Source organism: Amycolatopsis balhimycina FH 1894 (assembly GCF_000384295.1).
GTDB lineage: Bacteria > Actinomycetota > Actinomycetes > Mycobacteriales > Pseudonocardiaceae > Amycolatopsis > Amycolatopsis balhimycina.
On the sequence record NZ_KB913037.1, the window covers coordinates 8,482,903 to 8,502,423 of the forward strand.

Genomic DNA, 19,521 nt, shown 5'->3' on the forward strand with positions numbered 1-19,521 from the left:
AAGGGGTCGCCGAAAGCGGGCACCTCGCTGGTGCAGACTTGCACCATGTCCTTGTCCGATCTCGGCACGGCGGTCCGCTGGTTGCGCGAACACACCGAGCCCACCGCCGCCGGGCTGCCGGCCGGCGGGCTTCGGAACACCGGGCGGCGGGTCCGTGGACTGCGGCGGGAGGAGCTTGCCGAGCTCGCCGGGGTGTCCGCGGACTACATACGGCGGTTGGAGCAGGGACGGCGTCACCCGTCGGCCGGTGTGGTGACCGCCATCGCCCGCGCGTTGCGGGTCGGCCGGGCGGACTACGAGCGGCTCTGCGCCCTCGCCGGGTATGCGGCGGTCGACGGGCAGGTGCCGCGCGAAGCCGGGGCTGCGGCGATACGGCTGCTGGACCGGTTCGACGACACCCCCGCCTTCCTGGCCGACGCGGCGTGGAACGTCATCGCCGTCAACGGCGCGTGGATGGCGCTCGGAGGCGGCGCGGCGACCGGGTCCGCCCGTGACTGGAACATCGCGTGGCGCACGTTCTGCGACGCCCGCGGGGAAATCGAGCGAACCGAGGAGCACCAGGCCGGTTTCCGGGCCGTGCTCGCCGCCCGGCTGCGTGACACGTTCCTGCGCTACCCGGCTGATGCGTCGCTCGCCGAGCTGGTCGACGAGCTGCGGAGCAGCAGCCGCCCGTTCGACACCCTGTGGCGCACCCCGAAAACGGTCTCCGCCTACGAGAACCGTGCTGTGTTCCGCCATCCGGACGGTGGCGACATCGCGCTCGACGGCACCCTGCTCGAGATTCCCGGTGACGACCTGATGGCGGTGGTCCTCACCGCGGCACCGGACTCGGCCGACGCGGCCCGGCTCGGCGAGGTCGTCCGCGCCGCCGGTCAGCCGGCTGTGGTCAGGGTGGGCCAAACCGGCCCAGGCTGACCGGGCCCGCGACCACGATCCTGAAGTCCAGGTGGATCAAGGGAACCTTCGGCGCGCCCTCCTGCTTGCGGCCGCGGCGCCGCACCGCTGCCGGTGGTGACCGACCTCACTTGCTCCGAATTCGAAGCAGCAGTACGGTAATCCGCAGTTGCTTCGAATTCGAAGCGAGCTGGACTCAGTGAAGGTGAGAACTCCGATGAAGGCAGTGCGTTTCCACGAGTACGGCGGCCCCGGCGTCCTGCGCTACGAGGACGTGGAACAGCCCGTCCCCGGAGCCGGGCAGGTCCGGATCCGGGTCGCCGCGACGTCGTTCAACTCGGTCGACGGCAACATCCGCGGTGGCTTCATGCAGGGCCCGATCCCGGTGGTGCTGCCGCACACGCCCGGCATCGACGTCGCCGGCACGGTCGACGCGCTGGGCGAAGGCGTGGACGGCCTCGAGGTCGGCGACGAGGTCATCGGCTTCCTGCCGATGGACAAGCCCGGCGCTGCGGCGGAGTACGTCCTCGCACCGGCCGAGGTCCTGACGACGGCGCCCAAGAGCGTCCCGCTGTCCGACGCGGCCGCGCTGCCACTGGTGGGGCTCACCGCGTACCAGGCGCTGTTCGACCACGCCAAGCTGACGGCCGGGCAACGTGTGCTGATCAACGGCGCCGGTGGCGCGGTCGGCGGCTACGCCGTGCAGCTGGCCAAGGGCGCCGGCGCCCACGTCATCGCCACGGCGAGCCCGCGCAGCGGCGAAGCGGTCAAGTCGGCCGGCGCCGACGAAGTCATCGACCACACGACCAGCGGGGTGACCGCGGCGGTGACCGAGCAGGTCGACGTCGTGCTCAACCTCGCACCGGTCGACCCGGCGGATTTGGGCGCGCTGGCCACGCTGGTCCGGCCGGGCGGTGTCGTGGTGAACACGACGGTGTGGATGCCCGCGCCCGCCGACGAGGACCGCGGAGTGCGCGGCGTCAACCTGTTCGTCCGCAGCGACGCCGGACAGCTGGCGCAGCTGGTAGCCCTGGTCGACAGCGGCGAGCTGCGCGTCGACGTCGCCGAACGGGTGCCGATGCCCGAGCTGCCGGCGCTGCACGCACGGGCCGCCGACGGCGCGGTGCACGGCAAGGTGGTCGTCGTCCCGGCCACGGCCTGACACTTCCCGATCCGGAAAGGCCGGGGCCGGTCCCGCTGTCAGCCGGTTCCGGCCGACGTGTGGACGAGCGATCGCAGGGGCCCGCTCTGCTCGACAGCGGGGTGTCCGAGCGCTCCAGTCGTCTCGGCCGCGGGATGGCCTGCTACCAGCCCGGGTGGCAGGCCGGTGATCGCCGGTGTCAGTTCCTCGAAGGTGCGGCTTTCAACGCCACATCCAGCCGGGTGGCGGCGGCGCTGCCACAGATCAACACCCGGACAAGCCACGCCGCCGCAAGGTCAGTGGAGTCCGGTCAGGCGGGCCAGTGCGGCGAAGCCGTCGTCGGTGCCCGGCCAGCGGGCGCGGACGGCGTCGATTCCGGCGCGGCGGACGACACCGCGCAGGACGGCGGTGACGATGATGGCGTCGTCGGCGTAGCCGAGGACGGGGATGAAGTCGGGGACGAGGTCGATGGGGAGCGCGAGGTAGGCCAGCAGCAACCCGAGCCGGAGGCGGACGCCGCGGGGGAGCGTCTTGTCGGCGGCCAGGCGCCGGATGAGCCGGAGGACGTCGGGCAGGAGTCGCAGCGCTTCCCGCAGGAGCCCGCCGCGCGGCCGGATCACGAGCAGGGCCACGACCAGGACCAGCCAGGCCAGCAGCAACGCGGCGGCGACGCCGATGAGCAGGTCTCCCCAGAACGAGCCGGTCACGGGTGTTTCACCGCCCCGGAACCGGGGCTTCGGCCCGCAGGGCGGCTTCTTCGAAGTCCAGGCGGTCGATCTGCTCGGCGAAGCGCAGGTGGGTTGCGGACGGCGGGTCCGCCTTCCGGCACCTTCCGCTCGACGTGGATGCCGGATCGGTCTCGCTCATCTGCCCGCGCCTCCGTCCGGGTCAGGGGAGAACCAGGCTATCGGCTGCACGCTCGGACATCCGTGGCCGGAAGCGGCTGCCCCTGATCACGAGCGTCGAAGCCGCCGCACCACTCCACGGGCCACCAGCGGGGCGACGATGACCACCGCCAGCACCAGCACGGCCCAGCCTCCGAAGCCCCCGTCGGCGCCGTGGTCGTAGGCCGCCGGGGCGGCGTCTCGCCAGTTCTTCGAGCCGCCGTTGGCCAGGTCCTCCTCCGGCGTCGCCGTCGCGGTCGCCGTGCCCGCCGAAGAGGACGGGCCCGAGGTTGCCGCCGGGGGACCGCCGCCCGTGTTGCCCGTCAGCTTCTTGACGCCGCCGAGCTGCTCGAACGGGTCGGGCGGGCTTCCCGCGCCCGCGCCCAAGCCGCCGTGGAACGTCGGGTTCGCGCAGTTGCCCGCGTTCAGCTGCTTCGGCGGCTGACCGGTCAGCCGCGCGCTGGAGTTCATCATCTCCTGGGACAGGTTCGGCGGCAGCGGTGAGTAGCCGATCCGCGCCATGTTCACCTGGCCGTCACAGGCGACGTGCTCGAGGAACCGGGTGATGGTGCCGGTCTTGCCTGCCGCGTCGTAACCGCCGCGGCAGGTGTCACGGCCCGTCGTGCACGGCATCATGAGGTAGGAGTACGCCGAGATCGGGTACGTCTTCGGGTCCGGGTTCGTGTACACGCCGTCGAGCTTCTGGCTCAGGTCCGGCCGCAGTTCCGCCTTGGTGAGCGCCGCGGCGATGTTCTCCGCGAACGGCTGGGTGTACTGGTGCGCCTCGTTCTCCACCCACGCGGTGGGCACGTGGTAGCGCAGCGCGTAGCTGAATTCGTCGTAGCCGATCGAAAACGGCACGTTGCCGCTGCCGACCGCCGTCGCCATCTGCTCGGAGTCGCCGAACAGCTTGTAGTACTCGGCGTCGGGACCGCTGTAGGGCAGCTGGATCGGGCGGACGCCGTCGGGCAGCGGGCCGATGCCGGTGCCCTCGTTGCGCTTGACGAACGCCTTGTACGGCCCGGGCGCGGCGTGCGCGATGAAGTCGTAGAACAACGCGGTGGTGCCGGACTGGGCGGTGCGCCCGACCAGGGTGATCGGCTGGTCCGGCAGGGCCGTGCCGCCGTTGGTGGCGGTGATCGCCGGGTCGCTCCAGCGGGTGATGTCGCGGGTGAAGACCCGGCCGATGACCTCGCGGGTCAGGTGCAGGTAGGTCACCTGTTTCCCGCCCGCGTCCTTCACGTTGTACATCACCGCGACGGCGCCGGCGACGTCCGGGACGTACTGGTAGCCCCGCTGCTGGGCGGACTGGCCGCCGCCGCCCGCGGCGATGAGGGACGAGACCTCGGCTTCGGTGCCGGCGAAGTCCACTGTCCGGTCGCCGTACTGGTTGACGCCGGTGGGGGACCCGCGGGTCGCGTAGTTCACCGGGATGCCGCGGGAGTTCGCGCCGTTCTGCCAGTCGTTCATGGCCGGGCCGACGTAGGTCGACCCGGACCCGGTGATCTTGTCGAGCGCGGCCGCTTCCGGCGCGGTGAGCAGCAGCACGCTCAGCACGGTCAGGGCGAGCGCGGCGAGCCGGCCGGTCATCCGAACCGCCCGTTGACGTAGTCGTGGGTCCGCTCGTCCTCGGGCGAGCCGAAGATCTTCGCCGTCGGGCCGTGTTCGATCACCCGGCCCGGCTCGTTCTCGGCGGCCAGGAAGAACGCGCAGTGGTCGGAGACCCGCTGTGCCTGCTGCATGTTGTGGGTGACGATCACGACGGTGACCTCGTGGCCGATCTCGGCGATCGTCTGCTCGATCCGGCGGGTGGACGTCGGGTCGAGCGCCGAGCACGGTTCGTCCATCAGCAGCACGTTCGGCTGCACGGCCAGCGACCGCGCGATGCAGAGCCGCTGCTGCTGCCCGCCCGACAGCGCGCCGCCCGGCGCGCCCAGCCGGTCGCGGACCTCGCGCCAGAGCCCGGCGCGCTGCAGGCTCTGCTCGACGAGCGCGTTCTTGTCGCCGCACTTGACGCCGGCCAGCTTGAGCCCGGCGAGCACGTTGTCGCGGATGGACATCGCGGGGAACGGGTTCGGCTTCTGGAACACCATCCCGATCCGCAGCCGGACGTGCTGGGCGCGGGTGCCGTCGGCGTAGATGTCGGTGCCGTCCAGCAGCACCTCGCCGGCCAGGCTCGCCGACGGCACGAGCTCGTGCATCCGGTTGAGGATCCGCAGGAACGTCGACTTCCCGCAGCCGGACGGCCCGATCAGCGCGGTGACTTCGCGGGCGGGCATGTGCAGGGAGACGTCTTCGAGCACCAGGCGGTCGCCGAACCACGCGGCGACCCCGCGCGACTCGAGCTCGGCGGCGCCGGGCGGCGGGCCGCCGGTCAGCCGGACCGGCGGGGCGAAGTCACCGTCCGGAAGGGACAGTTCGGTGGTGGTGTCGGTCACCGGGTCTCCTGGGTTCGTTTCGTGGTCCGCCGCGCCCGGCGCTTCGACCGGTCCCGCCCGACGACGCGGGCGAGGAGGAACAGGGTGAAGATGAGCAGGATCAGGACCAGCGCGCCGACGTACCCGCGCTGCTGGACGTTCTCCAGCGGTTCCTTGATGTAGCGGTAGACGAACAGCGGCAGGCTCTCCTGCGGCCCGGCCAACGGGTTCGCGTTGAGGAAGACGGCGCCGAACGAGGTGAACAGCAGCGGTGCCGTTTCGCCCGCGACCCGCGCGACGCCGAGGATCACCGCGGTCGTGACGCCGGTCCGCGCGGTCGGCAGCACGACCGACCAGACCGTCCGGGCGCGGCTCGCGCCCAGCGCCAGCGACGCCTCCCGCAGCCCGTCGGGGACGAGCCGGAGCACGACGTCGATCGTGCGCGTGACCGTCGGCAGCATCACCATGGTGAGCGCCAGCGTCGCCATCAGCCCGCTGTAGCTGAAGAACCCGACGCCGGCCTGGATGCCGGGGATGATCAGGGCGGCGTAGACGAACAGGCCCGCGACGATCGAGGGCAGCCCGCTCATCGCGTCGACCATGATCCGGACCGGGCGGCGGAACCGCGAGCGCGTCTCGTTGAGGAAGATCGCGGTGAGCAGCCCGAGCGGGACGACCAGGACCAGCGTCAGTGCGGTCTGCTCCAGCGTGCCGACGACGGCGTGCAGGCCGCCGGTGGCGGTGACCGGGTCGGTCGGCCCGACCGCGCCCATGTCGTGGTCGAAGAAGGTCCACCGCAGGAAGGGCGCGCCGTTCACGACGATGTAGCCGAGCAGGAACAGCAGCGGCACGAGCAGGCCCGCGGCCCCGGTGACGACGATCGTGGAGACCAGCCGGTCGGCGGCGGCGAGCTTGCCGAGCCGATCGCGGGTGACGACGTAGAGCATCGCGAGGTACAGCCCGTAGGCGACGACGAGGTCGGCGAGCCGGCCGGGCGAGGTCAGCAGCAGGTGCAGGACGAACCACGTCAGCAGGACGGCCGAAACCGCGCAGCCGAGCGCGGCCAGCTGGTCCTGGCGGGTGACCTGCGACGTCCGGCGCTTCACGAGCGCACGCGGCCGGGTGCCGGCCGGGCGGGGGAGCGTGGTCGTCATCAGGCGTCCACCCCGGCTCCGGACCGGCTGCGGGAGATGATCACCGACGCGGTGAAGTTGGTGGCCAGGGTGAACACGAACAGCACCAGCCCGGCCGCCATCAGCCCGCTCAGCGCCAGGCCGGACGCGCCGGAGTTGTTCGCGATGAACCCGGAGATCGTCGCACCGCCGAACTGCAGGACGTGCGTGGCGATCTCCGGAACCTGGGGCAGCAGCAGGGAAACCGCGATGGTCTCGCCGAGCGCGCGGCCCATCCCGAGCATCGACCCGCCGATGATCCCGCCGCGGCCGAACGGCAGCACCACCGTCTTGACCATGCCCCACCGGGTGCTGCCGAGCGCGAGCGCGGCCTCCTTTTCCCCGGGTGGGGTCTGGGCGAAGACTTCGCGGATGATCGACGTCGTGATCGGCAGCACCATCAGCGACACGATCAGCCCGGCGATGAACATCGAGTTGAGGAACAGGGTGTTGTCCTTGTGCGCGAACGGCGGGAACCAGCCGAAGTTTTCGGTCAGCCACGCCGAGACGGGGACGACCTGCGGGCCGAGGAAGCTGAAGCCCCACAGGCCGTAGAGCAGGCTGGGGATCGCGGCCAGGAGGTCGACCAGGCCGGTCAGGAAGCCGCGCACCCGGCCGCTCGCGTACTCGGTGATGAAGAGCGCGGCGAGGATCGACAGCGGAACGGCCACGCAGATCGCGATCAGCGCCACCACGACCGTGCCGTAGAGCAGGCCGAGCACCCCGAGGACGCCGTTGGCGGCGTCGAACTTGACGGTGGTGAAGAAGCCGAAGCCGCTCGCGTCGAACGCCGGACCCGAGCGGTAGACGAGGAAGAACCCGATCACGACGAGGATCGCGAGCATGGCGAGGCCGGCACCGGTGGTCACCCGCCGGAACACCAGGTCGGCGCCGGACGGCCGGTCGGCGACGGTCCGCCGGACCGGGGACGGGGGCTCGGGCCGGGGGAGCGCGACGGTCACGGGTGGCCTTTCCTGGTGAGCCGGCAGGTTCGCGGGCAGCAGGCAGTGCCCCTGCCTCGGCCAGTATGTGCGGGCTTCGCCGGCCGAAGGTGTACGGAACGGGAACGCCCGACGGGGCGTTCGTGAAGGACCTCGCGGACCCCTCGCACGGCAGCGCGCGGCTCGGGGAGGTTGGGGAAGGCACGGCGCGCGCCGTGCCGTTCGCCTGCCCTGGAACCGGGAGTTCTCCGTGTCTATCGTCCTGCTGAGGCGGGTGGGCCTGGCCGTCGCCTGCGGTGTCCTGGCGGTGCTGGGAAGCGCTGTCCCGCCGGCCCTCGCCCAGGAAAACCCGCCCGCGCCACCCGCGTACACGCTGAAGACGGTGCCCGCCGACCTGTCCCGGGTCCAGGACGGCGACCCGCTGCAGGTCGTCGTCTCCGGCCTGCCCGCCGGCAGCGTCGCGGTGCTGAAGATCTGCCCGACGCGGCTGCCCGACAACCTCCTCAAGCCCGACTTCTCCACCGGGACCGTGCAGTGGCAGCCCGACCACGACTTCGGGTCCCGCGTCCGTGCCTACTGCGGCCAGGAGTTCAGCGACGAGCTGACCGGCCAGCGCGCGGGCGCGCACAACGTCACCCGGGTCCGCAGCCACACCAGCGGCGACGTCGTGTTCGACGTGACCGTCCCGCGCGGACAGGCCAAGCCCGGCTTCGTCGGCTTCGACCCGAAGTACACGAACTTCGACTGGGACGAAAAGAACTTCCCCTGGGCCGACAACCCGGCGGTGTCCGCCGACGGGCAGATCCGGACGCGGTCGTGGTCCTACTCGTGCGACGAGAACACGCCGTGCGCGCTGACACTGGAGATCGTCGGCGCCGACGCCGCCGGCAACTCCTTCGACGTTTTCGACACCTCCCGCGTCATCCGGCCGGCCGCGCCCGGCCTCGCGGTGCAGGGCTGCGGCGGGATCGGCGCGGAGACGCTCAACGCCAGCATGCCGGAGCGCTTCGGGCGGACCGCGGTGGCGTGGAACCAGCTGCTGTGCGCGCCGACCGGCGGCTCGCAGCCGACCACGATCGTCGGCGAAACCGAGGACGCCGGCCTGAAGGCCTTCGACACCGGGGCGTCCGACCTGGCCGTCACCGGCTCCGGCAGCGCGCTCGCGAAACAGGCCGTGCGGTCGCGCGAGTACGTCCCGGTCGGGTTGAACGCGGCGGTCCTCGCCACGACCGGCTGGTCGCCCACGGACGCCGACGACAACGGGTCACCGTTGATCTCGCGGCTCACCGACACGTTCTCGATGACGTCCGGCGAACTGGCCCTGATGCTGAGCCAGGGTGGCCAGAACCCCGACACGACCGGCCGTGGCGGCATCTTCCGCGACGGCTCCGCGTTCGTCGCGCGGAACCCGGCACTCGCCAAGGTGCAGGCTTCGCCGGTGCCGAGCGAGTTCCTGAACCCGGTCGTCCGCGCGGGTGCCGATCCGACGGCGTTGTTCTGGGGCACCACCGGGGAAGCGGGTCCGGGCACGATCCCGGTCGTGCTGAGCACCGTGCTCGCCGAGACGGCCGAATGGAAGTTCCCGGACTCCAAGGACGTCTACGGTGCGGCCGCCGGGAAGTCGCCCGGCGTGATCACCGACCTCGGGGCGCTCGACCCGACCGGCAACTCCCAGCACAACGTCGACGGCAAGGTCGGCCAGCTCGCCGTCCGCAAGGCCGTCGACAGCGTGATGACCGGGACCAGCGCGGCCTGTTTCGGCGGGTGCCTGAACTGGGTGGTCACCGACCTCGCCACGGCCCGCGCCTACGGCTGGAAGCCCGTCGCCCTGCCGAACGCGAGCGGGAAGTTCGTCGAGCCGACGGAGGCGAGCCTGCAGGCCGCGGCCGGCAGCATGAAGGAAGGCCCGGACGGCACCCTGTCGCCGGGTACCGCCACCGATCCGGCGGCCTACCCGCTGACCTTCGCGGAGTACCTGGCCGCGCCGGTCAACCCGCTCGTCGACGCGAACTGCGTACCCGTGAAGCCCAAGCAGGACGAGCTCGCGACGGTGCTGAAGATGGCACGCCACGGCGGCCAGGGTGCGCTGGCACCCGGTCTGGCGCCGCTGACCCCGGCCCTGGCCGGGGAGGCCGACGCCCGCGCGGCGAAGGTCGGGACCGGGACGGCCGCGGAGTCGTGCAAGCAGCGCGACGAGGCGACGAACCCGCCTGCGGCCGGGGCCACGGGCACCAGCGGTACCGCGACGCCGGTCTCGAACACTTCGGCGCCTGCCGGTTCGCCGGCCGCGGCGACCGGTCCGGCGCCGGCGGCGGCGCCGACTCCGGCCAGCGTGCTGGCCGCCAAGAACCTCGCCGACGCGACCGCGATCCCGCCGTTCGCCGGGGCCGGGGTGCTCGGGGCGCTGATTCCGTTGCTGGCGTTGCTGGTGCTGGTCACGTTGCCGTCCTTGACGGCGTACGCGACAGCGGGACGGCCGGTGCCGCCGTGGCTCGGCCGCACAACCCGCGCCGTCGTCGCCCTGGCCGAGCGCGTCCGGTTCGGACGTGCCGCATGAGCACCCTGACCGAAGAACGGGCGCCGGACGAGCCGAGCTTCCTCGAGTTCAGCCCGGCGTGGGTCGCCGCGACGGTGTTCGCCTGGCTGGTGACGACGGTCGTCGCGCTAGCGCTCGTGGTCTACGCGCTGGGACCGATGGTCCAGGCCGGTGACCAGCGCGCGGCGCTCGACGGCATCCGCGGTGAGATGGACCGGGCGCTGGGGGCGAGCCAGAGCCTGCTCGGCGCGCCGCCGCCGGCGACCCCCGCCGAGTTCGGTGCGCCGGTCGCGGTGCTCGAGGTGCCGAAGCTGAAGCTGCGGCAGGTGGTCCTAGAAGGCGTCTCGAGTGCGGAGACCGCGTCGGGTCCCGGGCACGTGCCGGGGACGTCCGGGCCCGGCCAGCCTGGCAACTCGGCGGTCGTCGGCCGCTTCTCCGGCTACGGCCACCCGTTCGCGTCGCTGGCCGGGCTGGCGGCGGGGGACGAGGTCGTCGTCGCTACCCCGCAAGGCGTGTCGGTGTACCGGGTTTCCGACGTGGCGAACCGGGCGCTCGACGAGGCCGGTGACTACGGCAAGACGCCGGAGGACCGGCTGACGCTGGTGACGTCGACGTCGTGGTGGCCGCTGTCGGCCACGCAGGCCACGGTGGTGACGGCGAAGCTCGAAGGCCGCCCGTTCCGCCCGACCCCGCAGAACGGCCGGGCGGACGCCCAGGACGGCCGCACCGGCGACGGGAGCGCCTGGGCGGCGCTGGCGCTCTCGTTCGGCGGCTTCGTGGTGGCGGCGGCCGGGGCGACGCTGCTGTACCGGCGCTGGCGCCCGGTGTCGACGTACGTCATCACGGCGCCGATCCTGCTGACCTTGGCGGCACTGGCCGCGCCGGCCCTGTGGCGGTTGTTCCCGGCCTGGGCCTGAACCGCGAAAAGGGGCCCGGCGCGGTGCGCCGGGCCCCTTTTCGTTACCGCGTCAGGACTTGGTGCAGGTGAGGGTGCCGGTGCCGGTGATCGTCTTGAAGCCGTACTTGACGATCGTCGCGGCGAGCTTGCCGCCGCACAGCGGGCTGGCCGTGGTGGCGGTGTCGGTCGGGTCGAAGCCCACGCCCCGCTTCGCCGCGCTGTACGAGCGGCTACGGGTGTCGAGGACGTGGTAGACCAGCCGCGAACCCAGGAAGGTGTCCGCGAACGCCGGGGTGTAGCTGCCCGCCGAGCCGGACACCGGGGCACCGTCGGAGCCCGCGCCGGTCAGCTTGTTGACGGTGTAGCCGTTGCGCTTGTTCGTGATCACGCCGTTGCCCTGGGCAACCCACTGCGCGATCGAGAACGGCGCGATCGCGGTGGCCTGGTCGGCCGCCGCGATGGAGGTGGCGTCGTGCTCCTGGAAGCGCTTCACCGTCAGGCCCGGGATGGTCGCCGGGTCGAAGCCGAGGACCGTGCCGGTGAAGAAGCTCAGCGTGCCGGAGCCGAGCTGCGGCAGGTAGAGCTGGATCGCCGCGTTCGCGCCGCCGACCTGGTTCCAGTTGGTGATGGTGCCGTTGTAGATGTCGCGCAGCTGGGTCAGCGACAGCGTCAGGCCCGCGCCGGCGCCGGTGGCCGAGGACGACCAGGTCACGCCGTCCCGGGCGAAGGCGTAGTACTCGAAGGTGGACGGGTCCGAAGTGGCCCGGCCGGAGGACGAGCGTGCGATGTCCACCGAGCCGTTGCCGGCGTCCGCCGAAGCCTTCAGCGCCGCCTTGCCCGCGCCCGAGCCGTCGGGCGGCAGGGCGCCCGGGTTGGTGTAGGTGACGGCCGGGTTGAAGATGTCGGCCGGGACGGTGAACGAGGCACCGGAAGCCAGCACCGGCGGGACGTTCACGAAGTTGTCCGGGTCGGTGTTCCAGGTGCGCGGGAGCTTGTTGGCGTCGGTGAAGATCGCCCCCGTGACCGCGAAGATCGTGTCGGAACCGACGGCCGCGACGACCTCCGGGTTCCCGTTCGCCGGCGGCACGGCCGCGGCGGTGCCGGTCATGACGAGGCCGGCCCCGGCAGCCATGGCCGTCACACCGAGAAGTCGAGTGGTACGAGCACGCATCGTGTTGGCACTCTTTCTCTAGTCCCCATTTCGCCGCAGGATCCCGCGGCACCTTCATCTCCTCGCGACAGGCTGTCCGGCAAGGCGTTTCCGCGTTCCCGCCCGACGTCATGGTGGTTAAGGTCCGGGAAACTCACCGCGCATCCGGCCTAGGGGCGGTAGTCCGGTGTGGAATCGCCGTCCGCGTTCCGGCGGTACTTCTGCCGCCAGTCCACGACCGTCTCGATGTCTTCCACGCCCGCGGTGCCGGCGGCGACGCGGAACCGGTCCAGTCCACGCTGCGCTTCGATCCGCCGCCCGTAGGCGTGCGTGGCTTCCGCGACCGGATCGCCGTCCCAGCGGAGCAACCAGCGCCACCGGCCCCCGCTGACGTGCCGGAAATCGGCGCTCACCACGTCCAAACGGGTTTTGAGCAGCGTGATCGCCGTCAGGCATTCCGGCGTCCCGGGGCACTCGGCGACCCCGGCGCCCAGCGAGACGTTGTTGCCGCCCAGCAGGCGCCACCGCAAAGTCCGCTGTCCGGTCAGGACGAGCTGGAACCTGGGGCCGGTGCGCGGCCGTCCCGCCGTTTTCCCCCGTGTCACAGTGGACTCATCGTCGGTGCCGCACCGCGCGGTTACCGTTTTGCCTTAAGGCGCGACGGCCGTCCGGTGAACAAACCCCGCGTCCCAACGGGATGGTCCGAACGGCTGCGGGCCTTTTGTTCCGGCGGGACGAAAATCCGGCGCATCGTGAAGCACCGACGGCCGGATCCTGAACGCCGCGGGAAAACCGGCGCCGTGCGGAAACGCGCGTCCCGGTCGCTCCGACAGCCAAGGCGCCAGCGCCGGTTCCGGCGCTCGAGAACCCTTGGGGAACAACCATGAGTCGTTTGATCACCCGGTTCGCGGCCGGTCTCGCCGCGGCGGCGGCCGTCCTGACCTTGACCGCCCTCCCGGCGTCCGCCGACGCGTCCACCGACCCGGCCGCGACCAAGCTGACCGCCCAGGCGAGCAGCACCCGCGTCGACGCCGGCACCCCGGTCACCATCACCGGGCGGCTCACCAGCGCGGCCAAGCCGGTCGCCGGCGTGACCGTCGGTATCGCCTACTGCACCGACGACTTCTGCGGAGAGTTCGACGCCCAGCCGGTGACCGACGCCAACGGCCGTTACCGGGCCACGGTGACCCCGGTCCGGTCGGGGCACTACCGGGCCGACTTCCTGCCCGCCGACGAGACCCTCGCACCGGCCGACGCGAGCACCGCCGGCATCGTCGTGATCCAGCCCGCCGAGTTCACGTCGTTCACCGCCACCCGGGCCGCGGACGGCACCATCACGGCGAGCGGCACCCTCGGCTTCCCCCGTTTCACCCCGCCGGCCATCCCGGTCCGGATCGAATACCTGACCGCGGGAGCGCGGTGCTGGACGACGGCGGCCACGGTCGAGGCGCAGTGGACCGGAACCGCCTTCGGTTTCTCGGCCTCCGCGCAGCTGCCCGGAGCAGGTGTCTGGCGGGCTGTCTACGCCGGGGTGCCGGACCAGTTCCACCCGGCCGCGAGCCAGGCGGTCTTCGTCCGCTGACGCGGACCTGACGCGGACCTGGTGCGGGGCGGCACCGTGGCGGTGCTGCCCCGTCCTGCCGCCGGCCTACGGCTGTCGTTCGGACAGGAGCTCGGCGGCCCAGCGGTGCGCGGTCGCGCAGACCTCGGCTTCGGTGCCACGGAGGTGTTCGACGACCTCGCCGTCGGCCCACAGCATGAGGGCGACGGCGCCGGGCCGGATCGGGGTCAGCCCGATGCGCCGGCGGCACCCGTTTCGCTCGACGACCCGCTCGGCCGTGAGCCACTGACCGGTCGTGCCGGTGCGGGTGACCATCCAGGCCGGATCCGCGGTGAGCTCGGCCACCGACCGGGGAACGAGTTCTTCAGGCTGTTCGCGGTACACACTGATCAGCCTCGCACGGCTACCCGGATTTGGTGGTTCATGGGTGAATATCGGATGAACAACGTCTGGCCTGGGGTCGATCAGGGCCCCGCTGACCTGGCACTTCCGTGCTCACCGGCCGGTCGGCGCAACACCCGCGTGCCACCGGTGGTGCCCCGGTCCGGAAATGATCCACTACGGTGGACCGAACCTGGGGGCCGCGACCGCAGGGAGGCCTGATGCCGACCATCACGACCGTGGCCGACTGGACGATCACCGCGTCCGGCGACGCCGCGACCTTCACGCACGCCTCCGCCGGCGGCTACTGGGCACCGCGGGTGTGGAGCGGCCGGGGTCTCGCGATCGCCGACGCGGACCTGCCTGCCCTGGACAAGGCGCTGGGCGAGGTGTTGAAGCTGCCCGTCTACTGGCTGGCCCGCTCCCGGCGCGAGGACCGTGCGGCCGGGGACGCGGCCGTCTGGTCGCCACCGCGGTACGACCCGGACGACGAGTTCGTCTACCTCACCGGTCCCTGCCGCACGGATGCGCCCGCACCCGGGTACCGGTCCGTCTCGACGTTCGCCATCGACCTGGTCCACCTGCGAGGACTGCGGATCAGGATCGCCGCCTACCGGGCACAGAGGTAGCCGGTGCCGATCCGGTCGTTCCTCGGGCCGGATGACGGCCGGCGCCCGCTCGCCCGGTGGGGGCTCGTCGCCTGCCGAGATCGGCCGTCCGAATCGGACGCTCCCGCATTGGCTCCGGCTCCGGCAAAGCAACCGAGTTCGGTCGCGATCGCGGGACGCCACTGATGTCCATAGCCGTCTGCTCACATTGTCGGCGGCCAGGCGCCCTTTTCCGCAATGGGAGCCGGAATCGCGTCACTTTCGTTCAGGCCGCCTCCGAATTGGACGGTTGCGTGCCATCGACCGCTCCCGTTCCGGCCGGCGTGGAGGGAGCTGTGCCCGACCGGGTGGTGAGGAGTCGCAGTTTTGTCAGATGCCGCTGGACGAGCCCCGCGCGCCGGGCTTCGTCGAGGGCGGCGCGGGTGAAGCTGTTGCTGCGACGGCGCCGGTGCCGTCCGCTGATTTCGTTGTGGTTCACGGTGGTGTCTCCGCCTCCTTGACGGGTGGGGTGTCTCCCTCGATCGGGTCGGCGTGTCGTTTCGCCGCCGGCGAGTGTCATCGCTCGGTGTGATCACCTGGTTGCAGGGAAGTGCCTCCGGCTGGTTTGCCGTCCGGGTAACAAGGTTGTCTCGGGAACAACTCGGCCCGGAATCGTTGGGCCACCTGGCCGCTCGCATGGTGGGTCGTCTGGACCTGTGCGCCCGGCGGGGAATGGTGGGCGGCCACCGTCCACAGTGGGAGCACGACGATGCGGAAAAGAGTTCCGGTGTGGGGCCGGTCACGTGGCCAGGGCGCGTCGTGCGCAACCGCGCACGACGTCTTCCCTGGTGGCGCCCCCGGCAGGACTCGAACCTGCGACCTAGAGATTAGAAGGCTCTTGCTCTATCCAGCTGAGCTACGAGGGCCCGCGCCGACGGCTGCTGCCGGTCGATGCCGGTCGCCCGGCACCGGCAGCTTAGTCGTCGCCATCCTCTCGATCGTTCGACACCGGCGAATCGTTTCAGGTCTCGTTCGACGTAATTCCGGGGTTCCGTGGCGGCACCGTCACGGCGGGCGACGAGACAGCCCGGGGGCGGGGGCCCGTGGGCGCGCCTCTGCCGCGGAGGCGCGCCCACGGGTGGGGCCGCTGTCGGGGAAGCGGCCCCGGACGGGCCCGTCCGCCGCCGCGAGCCGGCTCCCCCTGGAGCGGACGGCGGTGCGGGCCCAGCTCATGGCGTCACTCCCAGATCTGGATCCCGCGGACCAGGAAGGGTGCGTCCGGCACGAACGTGCCGCCACCCGGGTAGGTGACGAAATCTCCCTCGGTCGAGCATTCCTCGCTCTGGTACACCGTGACGTCCCGGCTCAGCAGATTCGCGAACGACGATCCTTCGAATCCGTCCGGTAGGGGAATGCATTCTTCGGGATTGGCCGTGCGCAGGTCGAATCGCTGCGCCTCGCCGCCGTAGCCGTCCGCCGGCCAGACGCAGAACTCCCCCTTCCGGCACGGCGGATCCGGCTGCGCGGGGGCGGCTTGGGCGACTCCCGCGCTGGTCAGAAGCCCGATGGTGGCCAGGATCAGCAGGTGCGGCAGCCGGAAGCGGAGACGACGTGAAGACATGGTGGTTTTCCCCTTTGTGGATTCTCGGCCTCGCGGGCCGCGGTGAACGTGTGATTTCAGATTGGCGGGTGGCCGGGGAGTTGTCAGCCCGCAATTTCGTTTCTGTGGACAAGCCGCCGGAGCGGGCGGGGTTGTCCACAGATCCGCGAACGGTCTTGCGGCCAGGGCGTTCCGGTGTTATGTGCGCCGTGCCAAGCTGGGGTGACGGAAGGGGGGAGTCATGCGGGATCGCGTCGCGGTGTTCATCGTGTTCGCCCTCAACGGCCTCGCGGTGGGCTCCTGGGCGACGCGGACGCCCGCGCTGACCGCGCAGGTGCACGCCTCACCGGGCGTTTTCGGGCTCGCCCTGCTCGGGGCCAGCATCGGTTTGCTGGCCGCCGCGTCGGTGTCCGGGCGGATCGTCGAACGGTCCGGTGCCGGGGCGTCGGTGGCGGTGAGCACCGGGTTGGCCGCCGTCTCGCTGGTGCTGATCGGGTTCGCGCCCGGTGTTCCGTTCCTGGCCGGGGCCCTGTTCGTGATGGGCGTGAGCATCGGGATGCTGGACGTCGCGATGAACGTCGCCGCGGTGGCCGTCGAACGCCGGTCCGGCCGCCCGCTCATGCCGGTGTTCCACGCGGGGTTCAGCTTCGGCGCGCTCGCCGGCTCGCTGGCCGCGGGCCTCGCCGCCGGGCACGGCTGGTCCCCGGCGCGTCACCTCACGGTCGCCGCCGTCGTGACGGTCGTGGTGCTGGTGTCGGTGCTCCGCGTGGTCCCGGGGATCCGGCCCCGGCACACCACCGAACCCGTCGTGACCACCGGCCGCCGGGCGCCGGCCCGCCGTCCGGTGCTGTGGCTGCTCGCCGCGGTCGCGTTGTGCTCGGCCATCGCCGAGGGCGCGGCGGGGGACTGGTCCGCCCTGCTGATGACGGCCGAACGCGGTGCCGGCCCGGGTGCCGCGGCCCTGGCGTTCGCCGGGTTCCAGCTGGTCATGACGCTGGTGCGGCTGGCCGGGCCATGGGTGCAACGGCGGTTCGGGCCGACCCGCTGCCTCGTCGGGGGTGCGGCACTGGCCGCCGCGGGGTTGCTCGCCACGGCGACGATCCCGGTCGCCGCCGCCGGCTACGCGGGCTTCGCGCTGGCCGGCGCGGGACTCGCCGCCTCGTTCCCGCTCGCGCTCAGCCTGGCCGGGGACGCCGGGAAACGCGCCGACGGCACCGGCGGGGAACGCGAAATCGGCTTCGTGACGGCGATCGCGTACACCGGGTTCCTCGGCGGCCCGCCGCTGATCGGCGGGATCGCGCAGGCGGCGGGCTACGGGGTGGCGTTCCTGTTCGTCGCGCTGATCGCCGCGCTGATCCTGCCCGCGGCGCTGGCCGCTCGGCGGTCGCGCCGTCGCGAGGAAACCCAGCAGGTGGCAGGCTGACACCGGCGGAACCTCCCGCCGCAGCCCGTTGACAGCGCCGAACCGCTCGGGGCAAGCTGATCGGGGCGGTAAACTGAAATGAATACGGCGACGTTTCAATTTCAGGTCGGCTGATCAAGGCGGGGGCGCCTTGGTCCGGGAGGACGTCGTGAGGGTTGTGCTGTTCGGCGGAGCGGGGGCGCTCGCCGGCGGGAGCGGGCGGTGGGGCGGGCTGTCGCTCGTGCAGAGCGCCGTGCCGCGGCTCGTGCTGGTCCCGGTCGCGTTCCGGCTGGCGCTGTTCCTGCAGGCGGTCTGGTCCACCGGGGCGCTCGACGCGCCCGGGCTTTGGCTCACCGTCGTGTTCTTCGTCGTGCCCAACCTCCTGGAGGTGGGCTGGGTCTTCCGCCGCGCCACCGGCATCCGGCCGGTTCTGGCCGCCGACACCGCGTACACGCTCGTCACGAGCCTGGCCGCGGCGGCGTTCGCGCCCGGCCTGCTGACCCTGACCTGGCCCAACATCATGGGCACGGTCATGGTCTGGACTCTGCTGCGCGGCGCGCCGTCCGGCGCGGTCGCGGTCCTCGGCGCCGTGCTCCTGCGGTACGGCATGGCCGCCGTGTCGGGCACCTCGGCCCCCGCGACGTGGATCCTGCTGGCCCTGGTCGCGGCCGCCGCGACGGCGCTGGCCATCGTGCTGCTGGTCGCCGGGTCGATGCGGTTCGCGCTCGGGCTGGGCGAACAGCGCGGCCGCGCCGCCGAGCGGGAGCGGCACCGCCGGGACGTGCACGACACCGTGCTGCAAGTGATGGAGTCCCTCGCGCTGGCGGCCCCCGGGGACGCGCTCGACCCGCGGGGCAGCCTCGACCAGGTCCGCCGCACCGCCCGCGCGCACGCGCTGCGCCTGCGGCTGAGCCTCGACGGCGACGCGCCCGCCGAGCCGGGCGGCCTCGAACACCGGCTCGGCGCGCTGGCGGTCGAGATGACGGCCGACGGCCTGCGGGTCGACTTCGTCGTGCTCGCGAAGCCTGCCGACGTGCCCGAAGGAGTCGTCAACGCGCTGCACGACGCTGCCCGCGAAGCACTCCGAAACACTTTGAAGCACGCGAAGACCGCGAAGGCCGTGATGTGCCTCGAAGAGCGCGAAGGCGTCATCACGGTGTCCGTGCGCGACCACGGGACGGGCTTCGACCCCGGCGCGCGCCACGTGGGGTTCGGCATCGAAAACTCGATCCACGCGCGCATGGCGGAGGCCGGCGGTGCCGCGCGCATCGACTCGGCGCCCGGACAGGGCACCCGCGTCGTGCTGAGCGTGCCGCTAGAGCTGCGTTTCCCCGTCGGGTGAGTCCCGCCACTGGGCGAACGGGCGGTCCAGCGACCACTTGCCGTCGTGTTCTTCCAGGACCCGGTATTCGCACGTCGCCGGGTTGGACAGCGACTCGAACAGCTCGATGCTCCAGCCGAAGAGCCGGCGGCAGAGCAACCGCAGCGTGAGCCCGTGGGACACGACCAGCACCGTCTCGGGGTGACCTTCGTCGCGCTGCCGCAGGTCCGAGAGGAACGCCGCGACGCGGTCGTCGACGTCCGCGCCCGACTCGCCGAACGGCAGCCGGTAGAAGAAGTGCCCGAACTCGTTGCGCCGCGCCTTCTGCACCTCCTGGTCGGCCGGGTCCTGCAGGTTGCCCCAGTCCTGCTCGCGCAGCCGCGGTTCCGGCACCACCCGCTCGCACGAGGCCTCGATGTCCAGCAGCCGCAACGTCTCCCGGGTGCGCAGATACGGGCTGACGTAGACGGCGGGCCGCGCGCCGTCGAGCAGCCGCGCGATCTCCGGCGCCGCCGCGAGGGCCTCCTGCCGCCCTTTGCCGGTCAGCGGCAGGGCGTGGTCCGGAATCCGCGTGTAGGCGAGCTCGTCGACGTTGCCGAGCGACTCGGCGTGCCGCAGCAGGATCATCTTCACGGC

20 protein-coding genes and 1 tRNA gene are annotated in these 19,521 nt (G+C 72.0%); 8 read left to right on the forward strand and 13 right to left on the reverse strand.

Translation table 11 applies throughout. The features are described 5' to 3' along the window. Positions 1–45: 45 nt before the first annotated feature. Both A3CE_RS0139000 and A3CE_RS0139005 read left to right on the forward strand, forming a co-directional pair. Entirely contained in the window at positions 46–915 is an 870-nt protein-coding gene (locus tag A3CE_RS0139000; protein WP_020645534.1) for a helix-turn-helix domain-containing protein, read from the forward strand. Positions 916–1,111: 196 nt separating this feature from the next. Next, complete coding sequence (locus tag A3CE_RS0139005; RefSeq protein ID WP_020645535.1) at positions 1,112–2,056, forward strand: NADP-dependent oxidoreductase; 945 nt, start codon at positions 1,112–1,114, stop codon at positions 2,054–2,056. A 275-nt stretch (positions 2,057–2,331) separates the two neighbouring features. On the opposite strand, the gene A3CE_RS0139010 is transcribed toward A3CE_RS0139005, so the two are convergent. From A3CE_RS0139010 to pstC, 6 genes are all read right to left on the reverse strand, one after another. Further along, entirely contained in the window at positions 2,332–2,742 is a 411-nt protein-coding gene (locus A3CE_RS0139010) for a YkvA family protein (RefSeq protein ID WP_020645536.1), read from the reverse strand. A 7-nt stretch (positions 2,743–2,749) separates the two neighbouring features. After that, a complete protein-coding gene (locus A3CE_RS56900) occupies positions 2,750–2,902 on the reverse strand; it encodes a hypothetical protein (RefSeq protein WP_020645537.1) in 153 nt (50 codons plus the stop codon). Positions 2,903–2,988: 86 nt separating this feature from the next. Continuing rightward, entirely contained in the window at positions 2,989–4,509 is a 1,521-nt protein-coding gene (locus A3CE_RS0139020; RefSeq protein WP_020645538.1) for a substrate-binding domain-containing protein, read from the reverse strand. Further along, positions 4,506–5,297: a phosphate ABC transporter ATP-binding protein gene (locus A3CE_RS0139025; protein ID WP_043792938.1), complete on the reverse strand. Its 792-nt coding sequence runs from the start codon at positions 5,295–5,297 to the stop codon at positions 4,506–4,508. Before A3CE_RS0139025 ends, A3CE_RS0139020 begins: the two co-directional genes overlap by 4 nt. Before the next feature lie 56 nt (positions 5,298–5,353). Further along, the gene (gene pstA, locus A3CE_RS0139030) at positions 5,354–6,490 is read right to left on the reverse strand and encodes a phosphate ABC transporter permease PstA (protein ID WP_020645540.1); all 1,137 of its coding nucleotides are present in this window, start codon (positions 6,488–6,490) and stop codon (positions 5,354–5,356) included. Further along, a complete protein-coding gene (pstC, locus tag A3CE_RS0139035; RefSeq protein WP_020645541.1) occupies positions 6,490–7,470 on the reverse strand; it encodes a phosphate ABC transporter permease subunit PstC in 981 nt (326 codons plus the stop codon). The genes pstA and pstC overlap by 1 nt, the downstream gene beginning before the upstream one ends. 229 nt (positions 7,471–7,699) lie before the next feature. Between pstC and A3CE_RS0139040 the strand changes: the two genes are divergently transcribed. Together A3CE_RS0139040 and A3CE_RS0139045 are read left to right on the forward strand one after the other, a co-directional pair. After that, a complete protein-coding gene (locus tag A3CE_RS0139040; protein WP_125592114.1) occupies positions 7,700–10,006 on the forward strand; it encodes a hypothetical protein in 2,307 nt (768 codons plus the stop codon). Then, the gene (locus A3CE_RS0139045; RefSeq protein WP_020645543.1) at positions 10,003–10,902 is read left to right on the forward strand and encodes a sortase; all 900 of its coding nucleotides are present in this window, start codon (positions 10,003–10,005) and stop codon (positions 10,900–10,902) included. The genes A3CE_RS0139040 and A3CE_RS0139045 overlap by 4 nt, the downstream gene beginning before the upstream one ends. Positions 10,903–10,953: 51 nt before the next feature. Here the strand turns inward: A3CE_RS0139045 and A3CE_RS0139050 are convergent, their stop codons facing one another. Both A3CE_RS0139050 and A3CE_RS0139055 read right to left on the reverse strand, forming a co-directional pair. Then, complete coding sequence (locus A3CE_RS0139050; protein WP_020645544.1) at positions 10,954–12,024, reverse strand: PstS family phosphate ABC transporter substrate-binding protein; 1,071 nt, start codon at positions 12,022–12,024, stop codon at positions 10,954–10,956. 179 nt (positions 12,025–12,203) lie between these two features. After that, positions 12,204–12,638 carry a hypothetical protein gene (locus A3CE_RS0139055; RefSeq protein WP_051183816.1) on the reverse strand — a complete coding sequence of 145 codons (435 nt, stop codon included), beginning with the start codon at positions 12,636–12,638 and terminating at the stop codon, positions 12,204–12,206. Between the two features lie 278 nt (positions 12,639–12,916). Here A3CE_RS0139055 and A3CE_RS0139060 point away from each other — a divergent pair, with 278 nt between their 5' ends. Continuing rightward, complete coding sequence (locus A3CE_RS0139060; protein ID WP_051183817.1) at positions 12,917–13,615, forward strand: peptidase associated/transthyretin-like domain-containing protein; 699 nt, start codon at positions 12,917–12,919, stop codon at positions 13,613–13,615. A 66-nt stretch (positions 13,616–13,681) separates the two neighbouring features. Here A3CE_RS0139060 and A3CE_RS0139065 read toward each other — a convergent pair whose 3' ends face one another. Beyond that, entirely contained in the window at positions 13,682–13,978 is a 297-nt protein-coding gene (locus tag A3CE_RS0139065; RefSeq protein WP_020645547.1) for a hypothetical protein, read from the reverse strand. Positions 13,979–14,196: 218 nt separating this feature from the next. On the opposite strand from A3CE_RS0139065, the gene A3CE_RS0139070 reads away from it, so the two are divergent. Further along, positions 14,197–14,604: a hypothetical protein gene (locus A3CE_RS0139070; protein ID WP_020645548.1), complete on the forward strand. Its 408-nt coding sequence runs from the start codon at positions 14,197–14,199 to the stop codon at positions 14,602–14,604. Between the two features lie 244 nt (positions 14,605–14,848). Here A3CE_RS0139070 and A3CE_RS56905 read toward each other — a convergent pair whose 3' ends face one another. The 3 genes from A3CE_RS56905 to A3CE_RS0139080 all read right to left on the reverse strand — a co-directional run bounded on the left by A3CE_RS56905 (position 14,849) and on the right by A3CE_RS0139080 (position 16,183). Beyond that, positions 14,849–15,061 carry a hypothetical protein gene (locus tag A3CE_RS56905; protein WP_125592116.1) on the reverse strand — a complete coding sequence of 71 codons (213 nt, stop codon included), beginning with the start codon at positions 15,059–15,061 and terminating at the stop codon, positions 14,849–14,851. A gap of 350 nt (positions 15,062–15,411) precedes the next feature. Continuing rightward, a tRNA-Arg gene (locus A3CE_RS0139075) sits at positions 15,412–15,488 on the reverse strand. A gap of 311 nt (positions 15,489–15,799) precedes the next feature. After that, positions 15,800–16,183, reverse strand: a complete 384-nt coding sequence (locus tag A3CE_RS0139080; RefSeq protein ID WP_020645549.1) for a peptidase inhibitor family I36 protein — start codon at positions 16,181–16,183, stop codon at positions 15,800–15,802. 220 nt (positions 16,184–16,403) lie between these two features. Here A3CE_RS0139080 and A3CE_RS0139085 point away from each other — a divergent pair, with 220 nt between their 5' ends. Both A3CE_RS0139085 and A3CE_RS0139090 read left to right on the forward strand, forming a co-directional pair. Then, on the forward strand, positions 16,404–17,585 hold the full coding sequence (locus A3CE_RS0139085; protein WP_020645550.1) for an MFS transporter: 1,182 nt from the start codon (positions 16,404–16,406) through the stop codon (positions 17,583–17,585). Positions 17,586–17,742: 157 nt separating this feature from the next. Next, a complete protein-coding gene (locus A3CE_RS0139090) occupies positions 17,743–18,906 on the forward strand; it encodes a sensor histidine kinase (RefSeq protein WP_020645551.1) in 1,164 nt (387 codons plus the stop codon). Here A3CE_RS0139090 and A3CE_RS0139095 read toward each other — a convergent pair. Continuing rightward, positions 18,880–19,518, reverse strand: a complete 639-nt coding sequence (locus A3CE_RS0139095; protein WP_020645552.1) for a histidine phosphatase family protein — start codon at positions 19,516–19,518, stop codon at positions 18,880–18,882. The two genes, A3CE_RS0139090 and A3CE_RS0139095, sit on opposite strands and share 27 nt — an antisense overlap. Positions 19,519–19,521 lie beyond the last annotated feature (3 nt).